This is a genomic window from Bacillus australimaris (genome assembly GCF_001307105.1).
Classification (GTDB): Bacteria; Bacillota; Bacilli; order Bacillales; family Bacillaceae; genus Bacillus; species Bacillus australimaris.
The window spans coordinates 451244-466759 of the sequence record NZ_LGYN01000023.1; the positions used below are offsets into that span (position 1 = coordinate 451244).

Genomic DNA, 15516 nt, shown 5'->3' on the forward strand with positions numbered 1-15516 from the left:
TATATCAATCCTTGTATGAAATAGGGAGCAACATGACCATATTGTTAGAGAGATATTGAAGGAGGGATTCGAATTGAAAGAAGATCAACAGCCTAAATCATCTTCAGAGTCTGAAGATACGTTAACGAATCGGCAAGGTCATCCCGTCACAGACAATCAAAATATGAGAACTGTGGGAAATAGAGGACCCACTACGCTAGAAAACTACGATTTCCTAGAGAAAATCAGTCATTTTGATCGTGAACGCATCCCTGAACGTGTCGTTCATGCACGCGGAGCTGGAGCTCACGGTTATTTTGAAGCCTACGGCACATTTGGAGATGAACCGATCTCCACCTATACAAGAGCGAAATTATTTCAGGAAAAAGGGAAAAAGACGCCTGTCTTCGTTCGTTTTTCTTCCGTCATTCATGGCGGTCATTCGCCAGAAACATTGCGTGATCCAAGAGGGTTTGCGATTAAATTTTACACAGAAGAAGGCAACTGGGATCTCGTTGGGAACAACTTAAAAATTTTCTTTATCCGAGATGCGTTGAAATTCCCAGATTTGGTTCATGCCTTCAAGCCTGATCCTGTCACAAATCGTCAGGATGGCGAGCGCATATTTGACTTCGTCTCGCAATCACCTGAAGCGACACACATGGTGACATTTCTTTTCTCACCTTGGGGCATTCCAGCGACATACCGTCACATGCAAGGCTCAGGTGTTCATGCGTACAAATGGGTCAATCATGAGGGAAAAGCAGTGCTGGTGAAATATCATTTTGAACCGAAGCAAGGGATTCGCAACCTAACCCAGGAACAGGCTCAAGCGATTCAAGGTGAAAACTTTAATCATGCCACACAGGATTTATATGAAGCCATTGAGCAAGGGGATTATCCTGAATGGGAGGTATATGCACAGATTATGGAGGATGATGCCCACCCTCACCTCGACTTCGACCCGCTTGACCCGACAAAGCTATGGTACAAGGATGACTATCCATGGAAACCAATCGGACGAATGGTGTTAAACAAAAATCCAGAAAATTATTTTGCAGAAGTTGAGCAGGTTGCCTTTGGGACTGGGGTTCTTGTAGACGGATTGGATTTCTCAGATGATAAATTGCTTCAAGGCCGCACCTTCTCCTACTCTGACACGCAGCGATATCGTGTCGGACCAAACTATTTACAGCTGCCGATCAATGCACCGAAAAAGCATGTCGCTACCAACCAGCGAGATGGGCAAATGGAATACCATGTCGATCAAGGCAAAGGGCAAAACCCCCATGTGAATTATGAACCATCCATCCTCGGCGGATTAAAAGAAGCGAAGCAAGATGGACAGGATCATACACCTTTTGTAGAGGGTGAAGTCAAAAGAGAAGCCATTGACCGGCCGAACAATTTTGGACAAGCGGGAGAAACGTATCGCAGCTTCAATGATTGGGAGCGCGAAGAACTGATTAAGAACTTAGTCAACACCCTTGCCACCTGTCAAAAGGACATTCAAGACCAGATGATCGAAAACTTTACAAAAGCAGACCCTGATTACGGAAAGCGTGTCGCTGACGGCTTAAAAGCCTTTAAACAAGAACAGCCGAGCGGACCTATAGGCTCTACAGGCGCAGCACAAGCCGTAGACGATGCCATCAACAACAGCACACCATCAGATCCTTATTAATACAAAAAGAATGCAGCTGATTGGCTGCATTCTTTTTGTATATATCTATTAAGCGTTTTGACCTTTTTTGATCCATTCTGCCACATTGACTGTACGTTTTGCCTGATGTTTTACAGCTGCTTCTGCATCCTCTTGGATTTTTCCATTTTGGTCAACAGTGACACTTACGCCGTAAGGGTTGCCCCCTGCACCGTATAAGGAGTCATCTGTATATCCAGGAGCGGCAATAATAGCTCCCCAGTGGAACATCGTCGTATAAAGGCTGAGAACCGTCTGCTCTTGTCCGCCATTTGCATTTTGAGCAGAAGTCATCGCACTTACTGCTTTGTTTGCCAATTTACCTTGGAACCACAAGCCGCCTGTCGTATCTAAGAACTGCTTCATTTGAGCTGGCAGGTTACCGAAGCGTGTCGGCATGCTAAAGATGATGGCATCTGCCCACTCTAAATCACTCAATTGAACCTCTGGAACATCCTTTGTTTCATCTAAGTGTGCTTTCCATGCTGGATTTGATGCAACAACTGCTTCTGGTGCCAATTCCGCAACTTTTAATACTTTAACTTCAGCACCAGCTGCTTTCGCTCCTGCCTCAGCCCATTTTGCCATCTGATAGTTTGTACCTGTTGAACTATAATAAATAATCGCTAGTTTTACGTTTTCCATTTGTTCCATCTCCTTTGGTTTAGTTTGCCCAAAAAGCTTCTGTAAAAATCCCACCTGTATTCCCCACCTTATTTAAAATTGACGACGATACCATAAAGCTGCAGCATCGACTTCTTCTCTTGTTAACTGATGTCCGCGATTTTCCCAATGAAGTGTAACTGAAGCACCCGCACCCTGCAGCAATTGCTCCAGCTCCTGCGATTCCTCTGGACGACACATTGGGTCATTTTCACCAGCTGCTATAAAGACTTGTTTCCCCTCTAATGAAGGCAATGAAACCCCGCGTCTTGGAACCATTGGATGATGCAGGATGGCTCCTTTTAGAGCATCCCCATAATGGAATAACAAGCTTCCAGCAATGTTCGCCCCATTAGAATATCCGATAGCCACCACATTGTGACGATCAAACCCATATTCATCGGCTGCTTCTCCGATAAATGAATACAGCTCCTCTGTACGCTCAATTAAATCCTGCTCATCAAATACACCCTCTGCCAAACGTCTAAAGAAACGCGGCATGCCGTTTTCTAACACATTTCCTCTCACACTAAGAACAGATGCATCAGAATCTACTAAATCTGCAAGCGGCAATAAATCTTCTTCCGTTCCGCCAGTTCCATGCAGTAATAACAGGACAGGTCTTTGTTCATTCTTTCCTTTTCGAAAAAGATGCTTCATCACGAATCTCCTTTCCCTTTAATTTCTCTCACTTCAATTGGCAGCACAATTTGTTCAATCTGACGGCGCTGCGCCTCATATTGCGGTGGAAGTTTCAATGCTTCACCCATTGTTTCCACTGATTCATCGTGTGCAAACCCTGGAGGATCAGTAGCAATCTCAAATAATATGCCCCCAAGCTCTCTAAAATAAATGGCATTAAAATAATTTCGATCTTGTACAGGTGTCACTTGATACCCGCTTTGTGCAATATGTCTTTGCCAATCTAATTGATCCTGATCATCTGTTGCTCTCCATGCAATATGGTGCACAACTCCAACACCCATACGTCCTCTTGGAACAGGTGTGATGTTCACATCAATGACATTGCCTATTTCACCAAACGAACGGAATCTCACATAGTCTCCTTCTTCACCGACTCGTTCAAGTCCCATCGTTTGCTCTAGCAGCTGCATTGTTTGCTCCGGCTGCGAAGTTAATAAAACCGCTCCGCCAAACCCTTTAATCGCTACATCTGGTGTGACACCGTTAAATACCCACTCATTTTGCTTTCCTTCCGCACGCTCTACAAGCTCAATCAACAAGCCATGTGGATCTTCAAATGAGAGAAAAGCTTCACCAAAGCGTTCAACTTCTTCATAAGAGATATCAAACTGCTCAAGACGTCCCTTCCAGAATGAGAAAGCGCCTGTCGGTACAACATATGTTGTCACACCTACTTGACCTGCGCCAATTTGTCCTTTTTGTGCACCTGGCCAAGGGAAAAATGTAATAATCGTCCCTGGAGAGCCGCCTTCATCTCCAAAATATAAATGGTATGTGCCTGGATCATCGAAATTTACGGTCTTCTTCACGAGACGAAGCCCTAAAACACCTGCATAAAAATCAACGTTCTCCTGAGGATGACCCACAATAGCTGTAATATGATGAATTCCTTCTGTTTTTTTCACTTCTAATGACCTCCTAATCATGAAGTAACAAGCCTATATTCATTATGTCTTTACTGACGCCTTTATATTATCTCGAATTCGAGATATTAAACCAAAAAAATATATTTATCTCGAATTAAGGATATGATGTTTTTAAATAAATGTCAACGATTTTTGTTTTTCTTTTTAAAAAAGCAGAGCCGCTTTTCCATAAACAGCTCTGCTTACCTTGATTATTGCAGCAATTTTTTCTTTTTTTAATAGGCTTTTGCCATCTGAAATGCATCCTTCTCCTTTACATTGACAGATATAAAAAAATATAGAAAACCCTAAATATAAAGCAAAAATGCTGATATGGGAAACATCATTAATATATTCACTTGATCAGTTTAAACTTTTAATATCTACTAAAAAAAGCGAAGAGCTCAAGGCTCTCCGCTTTTTAAGTCAACGACTTACTCACCAGTAACGTATGGAAGTAATGCCATTTGACGTGATCTTTTGATCGCTAAAGTTAATTTACGTTGATACTTAGCGCTAGTTCCTGTTACACGACGAGGTAAAATTTTACCACGCTCAGAAACAAACTTTCTAAGAAGATCAACATCTTTGTAATCGATGTGCGTGATGCCGTTAGAAGTAAAGAAACATACTTTACGACGTTTCGCACGACCGCCTCTGCGTCCACCTGCCATTTGTTTTCACACCTTTCCTTTAGTCATTTTTTCAGATCAATTAGAATGGCAAATCATCATCGGAGATGTCAATCGGTTTACCATCGTTCGCAAATGGGTCATCATTGAAGCTATTTCCCTGATTACGATTTTGGTTGTTTTGATTGCCATATGGATTTTGACTTGGTTCATTTCCAAATGGATTCTGATCATTTTGGCTACCGCCATAATACTGGCCTCCGCTATTGCCACCGCCGCTGTATCCACCTGAACCAGCACCGCCGCTCTTAGGTTCAAGAAATTGAACACTTTCAGCTTGAACCTCTGTCACGAAGACACGCTGTCCTTGCTGGTTTTCATAGTTTCTTGTCTGCAAACGACCGTCTACACCGGCAAGACTTCCTTTTTTCAAGAAATTAGCCACGTTCTCGGCTTGTCTTCTCCAAGTAACACAGTTAATGAAATCGGCTTCACGCTCTCCAGATTGATTCGTAAACGTACGATTCACAGCTAGAGTAAACGTGGCTACAGCCGCACCATTAGGCGTGTAGCGAAGCTCAGGGTCTTTTGTTAGTCTTCCGACCAATACAACACGGTTTAGCATATTGAAAGACCACCTTTAAATATATATTTCAATGATTTATACTTCTTCTTTAACAACAATGTGGCGAATGATATCGTCACTGATCTTAGCTAAGCGGTCAAATTCTTGAACTGCTGCAGCGTCAGATTGAACGTTTACGATTTGGTAGAAACCGTCACGGAAATCGTTGATTTCGTATGCAAGACGACGTTTACCCCAATCCTTTGTTCCAGTGATCTCCGCACCATTAGAAGTTAACACGTTATTGAAACGCTCGATAACTGCTTTTTTAGCCTCATCGTCAACTGTTGGGCGGATGATGTACATAACTTCGTACTTTCTCATCTGATTGCACCTCCTTTTGGTCTAAGCGGCCCTAAACGGGCAAGGAGCAATAAATTATATTACTCACAATTGTATATTATAACAAATCACTTGGCCTATGACAAGAACCTATACGTTAAAACGGAAATGAATGACGTCTCCATCTTTCACTATATATTCTTTACCTTCTAGACGAACTTTTCCTGCTTCTTTTGCAGCAGACATACTTCCGCCAGCTAGTAAATCTTCATACGCAACCGTTTCAGCACGAATAAATCCACGTTCGAAGTCTGTATGGATGATTCCAGCACACTCTGGCGCTTTCATTCCTTTTTTAAATGTCCAAGCGCGTACCTCTTGCTCACCTGCTGTGAAATACGTAGCTAATCCTAGAAGCGAATAAGATGCTCTAATTAGCTGATCAAGCCCTGACTCATTAATACCAAGCTCTTCAAGGAACATTTGCTTCTCTTCTCCTTCAAGCTCTGCAATTTCAGACTCGATCTTCGCACAAACGACGATGACTTCAGCATTTTCACCAGAAGCAAACTCACGGATTTGCTTCACATATTCGTTGCCGTCATGATCTGCTACTTCATCCTCACTCACATTTGCTACATAAAGAACTGGTTTAGATGTGAGTAAATGAAGCTGTTTCACAAGCTTTTGCTGCTCATCAGTAAATTCTACAGATCTTGCCGATTTCCCAGCTTCAAATGCGTTCATTAGCTTCGACAAAATCTCAAATTCAGCTACTGCTTCCTTGTCCTTTTGTTTTGCAAGTTTACTCACACGAGCTAAACGCTTTTCAACTGTTTCTAAATCAGCCAAAATCAATTCGAGATTAATCGTTTCAATATCTGCCACAGGATCAACCTTACCAGCTACGTGTGTAATGTTGTCATCAGCAAAAGCTCTCACCACGTGACAAATCGCATCTACTTGACGAATGTGAGAAAGGAATTTATTTCCTAATCCTTCACCTTTAGATGCACCTTTGACAATACCCGCAATATCAGTGAATTCAAAAGCAGTTGGAACTGTCTTTTTCGGCTGCACTAATTCTGTAAGTTTTTGTAAACGTTCGTCTGGAACTTCTACAATACCAACGTTTGGATCAATGGTACAAAACGGATAGTTAGCAGACTCCGCTCCAGCCTGTGTAATTGCATTAAATAGCGTTGACTTCCCGACGTTAGGTAAGCCAACAATACCAGCTGTTAAAGCCATTCTTTCATCTCCTCTATATCAAACGTGCTCGTTATACTGCGTAATATGAACCTAGAGCAATTATAAGTAGGTTTACATGAAAAGACAAGCTAACCATCATGCATTTTCAATAGAAGAAACATCGTCAAAAAGATTAAATCAATGCTTTAAAACGAGAAATTGCACCTGGCTCTGCTGTAGAAAAGACAAATTTAATAAAAAAAGCATGAGGCCTACTTAAGCAGTTGGCTCCTCATGCTTGACGAGAATTTTCTTCATTTTTCGTTCAAAATCTCTTCTTGGAATCATCACGCTGTGCCCGCATCCTTCACATTTAATACGGATATCCATGCCCAAACGAATGATCTTCCACCGATTGGCACCACATGGATGGGGCTTTTTCATTTCAACGACATCATGTAACCCGAACGCTTTGTCCGCCATCAGCCTTCACCTCTCTTGCTCACTTCATTGCATCTATTGTACAAAAAAACTTCGATGGAGGGCAATGTACAAAACAAAGAGCCTCTTTCAATCATTCACCCATTTCTTTTATATAGAAAAAACCCTTCTTTTAGATCATTTTATTTGTGACCAATAGTTACTTAAAATCCGCTTTTTTTCAATATTGTCACAAACACTGTAGGTCAAAAGGTTTTTATTGGTAGAACGATGTGGTTTTTCCATATTTTTTGATTTATGATATCTGCATAAATGTTATGTGAGGAGCAGGTACGATGGTCAATCGAAAGGATAGATTAACTGATCAAGAATATAAAATCATATCCGATCATGCTGGAAACATAGACAACTACCAGCAGCACCATACGATAGAAGTAGGTCAGCAAACGCTCACTGTCCACGATTTTCTAAAAATCGATCATAAATTATATGGTTTAACGATGCGGCCTGAGCAATCAGACGAATTTATCGTTGCTTTTCACTGTCCGCTGCCAGATCAAATGACGGTGACATCACCACAAGATGTACAAAACGCAGCACAGTCATTGCTCAAAACGGATTATGCCTTTCCAATTGAAAGAAAGTCCCTTGACAGCAATCAAGATCATGTCTTTTTTAAAGGGAAGGAATACATAGAGCAAGTCAGTCAAAAGCATCCAAATGCAGGTATCTATCTCACTGGACAAGCCCTTGCCGGTGCTGTTTGTGCTTATGTTGTCACAGAGCAGCCAGCTGTTAAAAAAGCTGTCACCTTTGATAGCCCGAATATATGGAGCAGCCTATCGCCTTCTATTCAGCAGAAGGCGCAGCAAGGTCAATATACACGCATGTTGACTGAATATATCCAGCCTAGTCATTATGTCGGTTTAATCAATCGTCATGATCACGGAGTAGGTCAAGTCAAGTACACCGTACCGCCACGGAATCAAGGCTCAGTCCAAGAATCCGTTAAATACAAAAAAAGAGAAATTGACACCTTTTTAAAATCAGCTTTTGCATCTATGAATATAGAATGGAACGAATCCTTTGATACAAATGCTTTTTTAGCGCTTGTTTCTGGAGAATTTAAAGTAAATGGATATTCATTCCACTCGAATGGATCTGCCCGTATTTTAGATGAACAGCTTGATCATAATACAAGTTTTACAGCCATGCTGCTGCAAGAAATTCATTCAGGACGTGCCTATGCACAAAACGGACTTGAAATTATCATAAAATCCCATTTACTTAAAAATTCTTCTTATGATCTGGAAAGTATGATTGAACACGAAGTACACACTATATTCGAAAAAATCGATGGAATCGATGAAAGCGTAAAAGACGCCGTCCATCATGTGAAACAAGAGCTCAAAGGACTCGTTGGTTTTGGCCACTATGATTTATTAAGTCATAGTGATGTAGAAGCTCTGATAGAAGAAGTGAGGATGGAACAAGCGCACTCCTCCTTTTATTCACACGAGAAACAACTAAATGCCTTGTACACCCTGAGAGATTACGAACAAGAGCTTTCTACCCTTTCAAGACATATGTACACAATGGGGAATGACTACGCCAAGGCAGATAAACGACTTGCGATGCAAATGGGAATTCATTAAGAAAGGAGTCACCGCATGATCAATCACAATAAACCTCCTAGTGACGCCCAGCGTTTCTTGCAAAATGTGAGTGCCCGCCGCTCCATGTCTGTATTCGAAAATCAATCGGCACCACATACACAAACGCAGTCTCCTGAAGAAATAGCCGCCATACAGGCCATGCGTAGAGAAGGACAACGCAAGGATCTCAAACGGCTGCTCAAAATGCGGCTGCATGACGAATTAGCAAACACACGCGTGCACTTGGAGTATCAATTGTCTAAAACAGAAGACCTGATAAACCAGACGACCATTGTCAAACAACACATCTCCCAGCATTTAAAAGGACAGGCCATATCAGAATTAGAAGATCGCCTCCAACGTCTCAAGCAACTGCCCGTCTATGATGATATTAAAGATGCTATTGATTCCATTCAAATAAAATAAGCACAGCTCTTAAAGAGAGGTGTGCTTATTTTATTTTATCAATATAATTTTTAGAGCGAGAAAATATCTTTTTACTTAGAATCGGATAGAGCATTAAGCAGACGAGCAAATAAAGGTTTAACAAACTATAAATTGGATACAAGAAAGCAATCAAATCTGCAAATCCAAGAGATGTTAAAGGCGCCATCAAAAGCAGCATCACCAATACAACCAGCCAGCGAGGCATCCGTACTAAAGAAAGCATCCGGCTGGATAATCCAAATAACCCTGCGGCTGTCGTCGTATAAATCGCTAAACAAAGAACAACGGTCATAAACACAAACAGAGACGTCGGCGCCCCTTCTAATACTGTAAACAAAGGAATTCCTTCTGCTGAAAGGCTTCCAGAAATATCAACCAGTATTTCGTTATACACGTACGAGATGACACCAAAAATGAGACCGCTTAATATACTCGCCACTTTGGCTTCACCGAGTCCTTTCATTTCTTTCCCAACCGAAGACAGTACAGCCACAACAGATAATATATTCAAAGAAGCAAAGACAATGCTGGCTGGCCAGTTGTACTGCTGCCCAAAATCAATCCGCCACATATGATCATGGTTCATATAATAAAAAACAAACGCATAGATGAGCCCCGCCACCAAAATTGGTATAATGAAAGCATTCACAGATAAAAGCCCTTTCACATCCCAGAAAAAAATCATAAATGAAAACAAACAAAACGCACCGATGCCGAACCAAAAAGGTACATGATACATCTCAAGAGTCACCCCGCCTCCCGCAATCATGACCGTCGTTGTCGTGAATAAATAAAGGACAATTAAAACATCATACACCTTAGCCAGCCATGGACCGACAAGCCGCTCCAGCACTGGAACAAAGTGATCAGCACGCACCTCATAACTAATTTTTAACACCACATAGGTAGACAGCATAAACATCAATGTAAACAGTAGAATGGCTAGTCCGCTATCAATGCCAAAAAACTGCCAAATTTCTTGGCCGGAAGCATATCCCGCTCCTATTAAGCTTCCTAAAATTAAAAGCGTCCACCTTGAACCAGCCTTCCACACAATCATCACCTCATAGGTATAGAATTAAGCTTGTTTCCGTATACTGTTACTAACTACTATGACAAGGAAGTGAGACCTATGAATAGCAAGAACGGTCTTTTTTTTAAAAATAGGGTGAAAGAATACGTGTCCCATACGGATTCAAATGCCATTCAACAGCTTAAAAGTATTTTATTCTCGCATCTTCAGAAAGCAGGAAAAAGACCCGTTGCCATCGTTTGTATTGGAACAGACCGCTCAACTGGCGACTCTCTAGGTCCACTTGTTGGTACAAAGCTTTCAGGGCTGGATTTGAAAAAGCTCTATGTATACGGAACACTCTCTGACCCAGTGCATGCAGTCAATTTAAAAGAGAAGCTCGCTGAAATTGAACAAGCTCACAAACATCCATTTATTGTGGCAGTTGATGCCTGTTTAGGAAGAGTGAAAAGTGTAGGTTCGTTCCAAATTGGTGATGGGCCGTTAAAGCCTGGAGCAGGTGTGCAAAAGGAACTGCCAGAGGTAGGAGATATTCATATTAATGGGATCGTCAATGTGAGTGGTTTCATGGAATACTTCGTTCTCCAAAACACACGTCTTCATCTTGTCATGTCTATGGCCAATACACTTTCTGAAAGTCTATTTCACATTGATCAAATGGATTGGACGAGAGAAAAAAGTCGGTCTCTCTTCACCCCTATTCAAAATATCACTGGGAGAATATAAAAAAGACCATCTCGTATCAAGATGGTCACTCGGATGATTCCCTCGTAGAAAGCAATTCGAGGATTCTTTCTAAATCTTCGTTCGAGAGAAATTCAATCTCAATTTTCCCTTTTTTCTTCTGTTTCTTGATCGTTACAGAAGTACCAAAGTAGTTTTGTAAGAAAGACTCTCTTTCTTTCAACACGCGATCCTTTGGTGCTTCTTTTTTCTTTGTTTCACGTGGAACATTTTCGTTTAACTGCTGAACAAGTTTCTCAACTTGACGTACGTTTAACCCCTCATTTACGACTTTCTTAACCAATGGAGCTAGCTTCTTTTTGTTCTTTAAGCTAAGCAATGTCCGACCATGCCCCATTGATAACGTACCCTCTGCAATCAGCTTTTGTACTTCATCCGGTAAAGTCAAAAGACGAAGATGGTTTGCAATATGCGGTCTGCTTTTCCCTAATCGTTTCGCTAATTCCTCTTGCGTCACACTTAGATGATCCAGCAAGGAAGCATAGGCTTCCGCTTCCTCTAGTGGAGATAGATCCTCACGCTGCAGGTTTTCTAAAAGGGCAATTTCTCTCATCAGCGTTTCTGAAAACTCTCTAACGATCGCAGGAATGGTTGTCAGCCCAGCTTGTTGTGCTGCGCGAAAACGGCGCTCCCCTGCTACAATGTCATATCCTTTAATCGATTTCCGAACAATGATTGGCTGTAAAACACCGTGCTGCTGAATCGATTCTTTCAGATCAGACAATGCCTCATCATCAAACGTTTTCCTTGGCTGATACGGGTTCGGACGCAGATCCTTTAATTTAATTTCTTCAACCGTTTCTTCATTTGAATCTACATTGTTAAATAGTGCATTAATACCCTTTCCAAGTCCTTTAGCCATTCGCATCCACTTCCTTTGCTAAGTCTAAATAGACATCTGCACCTCTTGAACGTGGATCATACAAGATAATCGGCTTTCCATGACTAGGCGCTTCACTCAGTCTCACATTTCTCGGAATTATGGTCTGATAGACTTTATCTCTAAAGTATTTCTTCACTTCTTCGATAACCTGAATCCCAAGATTTGTTCGAGCATCAAGCATTGTCAGTAAGACACCTTCAATGGCAAGATCGGTATTTAAATGTTTCTGCACAAGACGAACTGTGTTTAACAATTGACTCAATCCTTCAAGCGCATAATATTCGCACTGAACTGGTATTAAAACGGAATCGGATGCAGTTAACGCATTAATCGTCAGCAACCCAAGAGATGGCGGGCAGTCAATAATCATATAATCATAATTTTGCTTAACAGATTCAAGTGCTCTCTTCAGTCTCACTTCACGTGAAATCGTAGGCACAAGCTCTATTTCAGCCCCTGCAAGCTGTATCGTCGCAGGAATGACATCTAGATTTTCGACCTCTGTCGTTTTAATCACCTCAAGAACATCTGCATCATCAACTAAAATATCGTACACACATTTCTCTACGTCAGCTTTCTCAATCCCTATACCACTCGTGGCATTGCCTTGCGGATCAATATCAACTAACAACACCCGTTTCCCTATGTATGCTAAACACGCACCCAAATTAACAGAAGTTGTCGTCTTCCCAACGCCGCCCTTCTGGTTGGTAATCGCTATGATTTTACCCACGATGTCACCCACTTTCAACTTAACAAGTTTCTCATTCATTCATACTTTCTATTCTATCAAAAAAAGTATGAAACGTTTGCTTTTTTTGTTTCTCTATTATAAATTCGTCGGTAAATGTTGATTTTCGTACATGAAAAAACGAATGAAAACACACCAAAAGATATATTAATATATCTTTTTTAAAAGAAATAGACATACAACAAAACCCTCACTTTCGTCAAAAGTGAGGGTCACATATCAAAAGTTTAATTCACCTATTTTACGGCCTTCACTTACAATGACCTTAGGAGTTACTGTTTTATAGCTTTTCTTTTTTAAAAATCCGTAGGGTGTCTTAATGGTAAATGTCGCATGTCCCAAAGCATCCCCTGTTTTGCCATAGGCCTGCCAAACGATCTTTGAACAATAAGTCGGGTCGAGTGATTGAATTGACATGGTGATGGAGTAGCGAGCCTTCGGATGACCTTTCACATAATCGTGTGCCCATTCTCCTGCTAAATCTGCCTTCTCCTCATGATTAATCCGAATTACCTTTGTATTGGTACTATATCGAAACCAGTCATGAATGGAATCAAGTTGAGGATGCTGCCGAAACCCTGGAATAGAAGCATAGCTTTTCTCATTAATGACGATACCTGCATGTCCAACCAAACCCTTCACAGCATCAGTAGTTGTCACCAAGATATCTCCTTTTTTAGGTATAATATCGGTACCAGGATACGGCTTTCCTAAAAGGTGCTTGAGGGTGTGCGGCTTTTCATCCGTCACCAGCTTATCCTGCTTATTTTGTCGTAAACCATAGTTCTTCAAATCATCTTCAGCTGTAATCAAGTCGATCGAATCATCGGAAGATCCATACTCTTGATTGAATTGCTGTACAGTCACATCTTGAGAAACAACACCTTGCTCCTTCAAAACGTTCAATTCTTCATTGGTCATCAGACTTTCATCCGCGTGAGCCGTTGGCGATTTCACAGCGTATAATGTCGCTTCATTTGAAAAAAGAGAAAAAGAAAATAGTAAATAACAAATAATGGCGAAAATAGTCTTCTTCATTTTCATCAGTAGTTGTCCCCTCCTTTATACTATGAAAATCATATTTTACCAATTTATAAATATTATGTAAATATTGTGTGTGCAGGAAAATCTGTCAAACAAAAAAAGCTGACGAGTGGCGCTCATCAGCTTTTTTCTATTTAGGAATGCGAATCGTTAATTGGATATATTCCTCAAATTCTTCTTCCTCGGTATTTATTTTAAGTCCACTGTCTTCTACCATATGGAGAGACTGACGAATGGTATTCATCGCAATTCGTGTATCACGACTAAACGCCTTACGTTTTGGCTTTGGTTTGCGATCTGTTTTTTGTTCAAGCATCTTCACTACACGCTCTTCAGTCTGTTTCACATTCAACTGCTTTTCGATGATTTCCTGCAATAGCGTAATTTGTAATTCTGGAAGCTTTAAAGGCACAAGTGAACGGGCATGCCTCTCTGAGATTTTTTTCTCTAAAATGGCCTGTTGTACCTCTTCAGGCAACTTTAAAAGTCTTAATTTGTTTGCAACAGTAGATTGTCCCTTGCCTAGACGCTGAGCAAGCGCTTCTTGTGTTAAATCATGAAGCTCTAAAAGACGTGCATAAGCATGAGCCTCTTCAATAGCAGACAGCTCTTCTCTTTGCAAATTTTCAATTAATGCCACAGATGCCGTTTCTGTATCAGTAAAATCTTTTATAATAGCGGGGATTTTCTCCCATTGAAGAGTCTGTACCGCTCTCCAACGTCTTTCGCCGGCGATCAGTTCATATTTTCCTTCTTCTTCTGTTGGTCTAACAACAATCGGTTGGATAATGCCATGGGTATGAATCGTCGTGGCCAGCTCTTGTATTTTTTCTTCTGAAAAAATGGTGCGTGGCTGAAAACGGTTTGGCATAATTGTGTCGACCGGGAGCTCCTGTATCTCTTCCTTTAATGTATCATGCTCAGCAATCTCTGCCTCTATTTCGGTTTCACGCTCAGGATGTTCTTTGTCACCAAGCCCGAAGAAGCGTGAGAGTGAATGCTTCATGAACCTACACCACCTTTAAAAACTACCTTTTTATAATTCTATTTTCTCATGTTTTTTCCTTCTGTAAAATCATAAATATTGAAGAAAAAACGATCTTTTACATGATCAACCTTCTATTGGTGATTTATTAGGTGTTCCTGGTTTTCTAGGATATTTTTTTGGTGTTTGCTTTTTCTTTTCAATGACAATGATGTTCCGTTCGCTTTCTTCTAAAGGAAGAACAAAGGAATGCTTTTCAACAACCTCTCCTCCGAGGACTGTAACAGCTTTTTTCCCTGCCTGCATTTCTTCATCAGCGGCAGATGCTTTTAAGGCAACAAACAATCCTTCCTTTTTCACTAGAGGCAGGCATAGTTCGCTCAAGACGGATAAACGCGCAACTGCTCTAGCAGTGACAAGATCATAGCTTTCACGCTTCTCCTTGCGTTGTCCAAACGTCTCCGCACGATCATGATAAAAAGTAGTATCTTGTAAGTTTAACCCTTTTGCTAACTCATTGAGAAACGTAATCCGTTTCTGAAGAGAATCAACAATGGTCACATGTAGATGAGGGAAACAAATTTTAAGAGGAATGCTTGGGAAACCAGCACCAGCTCCAATATCACAAATCGTCGTCACTTTGTGAAAATCAATAAAAAATGCTGCTGATATTGAATCATAAAAATGCTTTAAATACACTTCTTCCTTTTCAGTAATGGACGTTAAATTCATCTTCTCGTTCCATTCTACAAGCATGCGGAAGTAAGTTTCAAATTGTTCAAGCTGCACAGGAGAAAGAGTTATCTCTTTCTCCTCTAGTGCTGCTGTAAATTGTTCAATGTTCATGCC

General features: G+C 41.0%; 18 protein-coding genes. 4 read left to right on the forward strand and 14 right to left on the reverse strand.

The window, feature by feature from the left end; translation table 11 throughout:
* Positions 1–52 precede the first annotated feature (52 nt).
* The gene (katX, locus tag AKG37_RS11560) at positions 53–1663 is read left to right on the forward strand and encodes a catalase KatX (protein WP_420805464.1); all 1611 of its coding nucleotides are present in this window, start codon (positions 53–55) and stop codon (positions 1661–1663) included.
* Positions 1664–1711: 48 nt separating this feature from the next.
* Here katX and wrbA read toward each other — a convergent pair whose 3' ends face one another.
* The 8 genes from wrbA to AKG37_RS11600 all read right to left on the reverse strand — a co-directional run bounded on the left by wrbA (position 1712) and on the right by AKG37_RS11600 (position 7167).
* A complete protein-coding gene (gene wrbA, locus AKG37_RS11565; protein WP_193391711.1) occupies positions 1712–2326 on the reverse strand; it encodes an NAD(P)H:quinone oxidoreductase in 615 nt (204 codons plus the stop codon).
* Between the two features lie 72 nt (positions 2327–2398).
* On the reverse strand, positions 2399–3004 hold the full coding sequence (locus AKG37_RS11570) for an alpha/beta hydrolase (protein WP_060698944.1): 606 nt from the start codon (positions 3002–3004) through the stop codon (positions 2399–2401).
* Positions 3004–3954, reverse strand: coding sequence for a ring-cleaving dioxygenase (locus AKG37_RS11575; RefSeq protein ID WP_060698945.1), 951 nt, complete (start codon positions 3952–3954; stop codon positions 3004–3006). The genes AKG37_RS11570 and AKG37_RS11575 overlap by 1 nt, the downstream gene beginning before the upstream one ends.
* Positions 3955–4388: 434 nt before the next feature.
* Positions 4389–4628, reverse strand: a complete 240-nt coding sequence (rpsR, locus tag AKG37_RS11580; RefSeq protein ID WP_008359105.1) for a 30S ribosomal protein S18 — start codon at positions 4626–4628, stop codon at positions 4389–4391.
* A 40-nt stretch (positions 4629–4668) separates the two neighbouring features.
* The gene (gene ssbA, locus AKG37_RS11585) at positions 4669–5211 is read right to left on the reverse strand and encodes a single-stranded DNA-binding protein SsbA (RefSeq protein WP_007497456.1); all 543 of its coding nucleotides are present in this window, start codon (positions 5209–5211) and stop codon (positions 4669–4671) included.
* Positions 5212–5247: 36 nt separating this feature from the next.
* The gene (rpsF, locus tag AKG37_RS11590; RefSeq protein WP_024424058.1) at positions 5248–5535 is read right to left on the reverse strand and encodes a 30S ribosomal protein S6; all 288 of its coding nucleotides are present in this window, start codon (positions 5533–5535) and stop codon (positions 5248–5250) included.
* 108 nt (positions 5536–5643) lie between these two features.
* Positions 5644–6744: a redox-regulated ATPase YchF gene (ychF, locus tag AKG37_RS11595; protein WP_060698946.1), complete on the reverse strand. Its 1101-nt coding sequence runs from the start codon at positions 6742–6744 to the stop codon at positions 5644–5646.
* 216 nt (positions 6745–6960) lie between these two features.
* Positions 6961–7167 carry a DUF951 domain-containing protein gene (locus tag AKG37_RS11600; protein ID WP_060698947.1) on the reverse strand — a complete coding sequence of 69 codons (207 nt, stop codon included), beginning with the start codon at positions 7165–7167 and terminating at the stop codon, positions 6961–6963.
* Positions 7168–7460: 293 nt separating this feature from the next.
* Between AKG37_RS11600 and AKG37_RS11605 the strand changes: the two genes are divergently transcribed.
* On the forward strand, positions 7461–8780 hold the full coding sequence (locus tag AKG37_RS11605; protein ID WP_060698948.1) for a hypothetical protein: 1320 nt from the start codon (positions 7461–7463) through the stop codon (positions 8778–8780).
* Between the two features lie 15 nt (positions 8781–8795).
* On the forward strand, positions 8796–9206 hold the full coding sequence (locus tag AKG37_RS11610; RefSeq protein ID WP_060698949.1) for a hypothetical protein: 411 nt from the start codon (positions 8796–8798) through the stop codon (positions 9204–9206).
* A gap of 25 nt (positions 9207–9231) precedes the next feature.
* Here the strand turns inward: AKG37_RS11610 and AKG37_RS11615 are convergent, their stop codons facing one another.
* Complete coding sequence (locus tag AKG37_RS11615) at positions 9232–10287, reverse strand: YkvI family membrane protein (RefSeq protein WP_077233715.1); 1056 nt, start codon at positions 10285–10287, stop codon at positions 9232–9234.
* Between the two features lie 72 nt (positions 10288–10359).
* Here AKG37_RS11615 and yyaC point away from each other — a divergent pair, with 72 nt between their 5' ends.
* A complete protein-coding gene (yyaC, locus tag AKG37_RS11620; protein WP_060698951.1) occupies positions 10360–10986 on the forward strand; it encodes a spore protease YyaC in 627 nt (208 codons plus the stop codon).
* Positions 10987–11011: 25 nt separating this feature from the next.
* Here the strand turns inward: yyaC and AKG37_RS11625 are convergent, their stop codons facing one another.
* The 5 genes from AKG37_RS11625 to rsmG form a co-directional block, all read right to left on the reverse strand.
* Positions 11012–11866, reverse strand: coding sequence for a ParB/RepB/Spo0J family partition protein (locus AKG37_RS11625; protein WP_060698952.1), 855 nt, complete (start codon positions 11864–11866; stop codon positions 11012–11014).
* Positions 11859–12620 (reverse strand): sporulation initiation inhibitor protein Soj, encoded by a 762-nt coding sequence (gene soj, locus AKG37_RS11630; protein ID WP_060698988.1) that lies wholly within the window; start codon positions 12618–12620, stop codon positions 11859–11861. The genes AKG37_RS11625 and soj overlap by 8 nt, the downstream gene beginning before the upstream one ends.
* Positions 12621–12857: 237 nt before the next feature.
* Positions 12858–13682, reverse strand: coding sequence for an orthopoxovirus pf05708 family protein (locus AKG37_RS11635; protein ID WP_060698953.1), 825 nt, complete (start codon positions 13680–13682; stop codon positions 12858–12860).
* 130 nt (positions 13683–13812) lie between these two features.
* Positions 13813–14688, reverse strand: a complete 876-nt coding sequence (gene noc, locus AKG37_RS11640) for a nucleoid occlusion protein (RefSeq protein WP_060698954.1) — start codon at positions 14686–14688, stop codon at positions 13813–13815.
* A gap of 105 nt (positions 14689–14793) precedes the next feature.
* On the reverse strand, positions 14794–15513 hold the full coding sequence (gene rsmG, locus AKG37_RS11645) for a 16S rRNA (guanine(527)-N(7))-methyltransferase RsmG (RefSeq protein WP_060698955.1): 720 nt from the start codon (positions 15511–15513) through the stop codon (positions 14794–14796).
* Positions 15514–15516: the final 3 nt, after the last annotated feature.

Bases quoted from the DNA above. Each gene is read 5' to 3' on its own strand.
- AKG37_RS11615 (WP_077233715.1), bottom strand. From the start codon at position 10,287: ATGATTGTGTGGAAGGCTGGTTCAAGGTGGACGCTTTTAATTTTAGGA.
- rsmG (WP_060698955.1), bottom strand. From the start codon at position 15,513: ATGAACATTGAACAATTTACAGCAGCACTAGAGGAGAAAGAGATAACT.
- noc (WP_060698954.1), bottom strand. From the start codon at position 14,688: ATGAAGCATTCACTCTCACGCTTCTTCGGGCTTGGTGACAAAGAACAT.
- wrbA (WP_193391711.1), bottom strand. From the start codon at position 2,326: ATGGAAAACGTAAAACTAGCGATTATTTATTATAGTTCAACAGGTACA.
- AKG37_RS11570 (WP_060698944.1), bottom strand. From the start codon at position 3,004: ATGAAGCATCTTTTTCGAAAAGGAAAGAATGAACAAAGACCTGTCCTG.
- AKG37_RS11600 (WP_060698947.1), bottom strand. From the start codon at position 7,167: ATGGCGGACAAAGCGTTCGGGTTACATGATGTCGTTGAAATGAAAAAG.
- ychF (WP_060698946.1), bottom strand. From the start codon at position 6,744: ATGGCTTTAACAGCTGGTATTGTTGGCTTACCTAACGTCGGGAAGTCA.
- AKG37_RS11605 (WP_060698948.1), top strand. From the start codon at position 7,461: ATGGTCAATCGAAAGGATAGATTAACTGATCAAGAATATAAAATCATA.
- AKG37_RS11610 (WP_060698949.1), top strand. From the start codon at position 8,796: ATGATCAATCACAATAAACCTCCTAGTGACGCCCAGCGTTTCTTGCAA.
- AKG37_RS11625 (WP_060698952.1), bottom strand. From the start codon at position 11,866: ATGGCTAAAGGACTTGGAAAGGGTATTAATGCACTATTTAACAATGTA.
- rpsR (WP_008359105.1), bottom strand. From the start codon at position 4,628: ATGGCAGGTGGACGCAGAGGCGGTCGTGCGAAACGTCGTAAAGTATGT.
- yyaC (WP_060698951.1), top strand. From the start codon at position 10,360: ATGAATAGCAAGAACGGTCTTTTTTTTAAAAATAGGGTGAAAGAATAC.
- rpsF (WP_024424058.1), bottom strand. From the start codon at position 5,535: ATGAGAAAGTACGAAGTTATGTACATCATCCGCCCAACAGTTGACGAT.
- ssbA (WP_007497456.1), bottom strand. From the start codon at position 5,211: ATGCTAAACCGTGTTGTATTGGTCGGAAGACTAACAAAAGACCCTGAG.
- AKG37_RS11635 (WP_060698953.1), bottom strand. From the start codon at position 13,682: ATGAAAATGAAGAAGACTATTTTCGCCATTATTTGTTATTTACTATTT.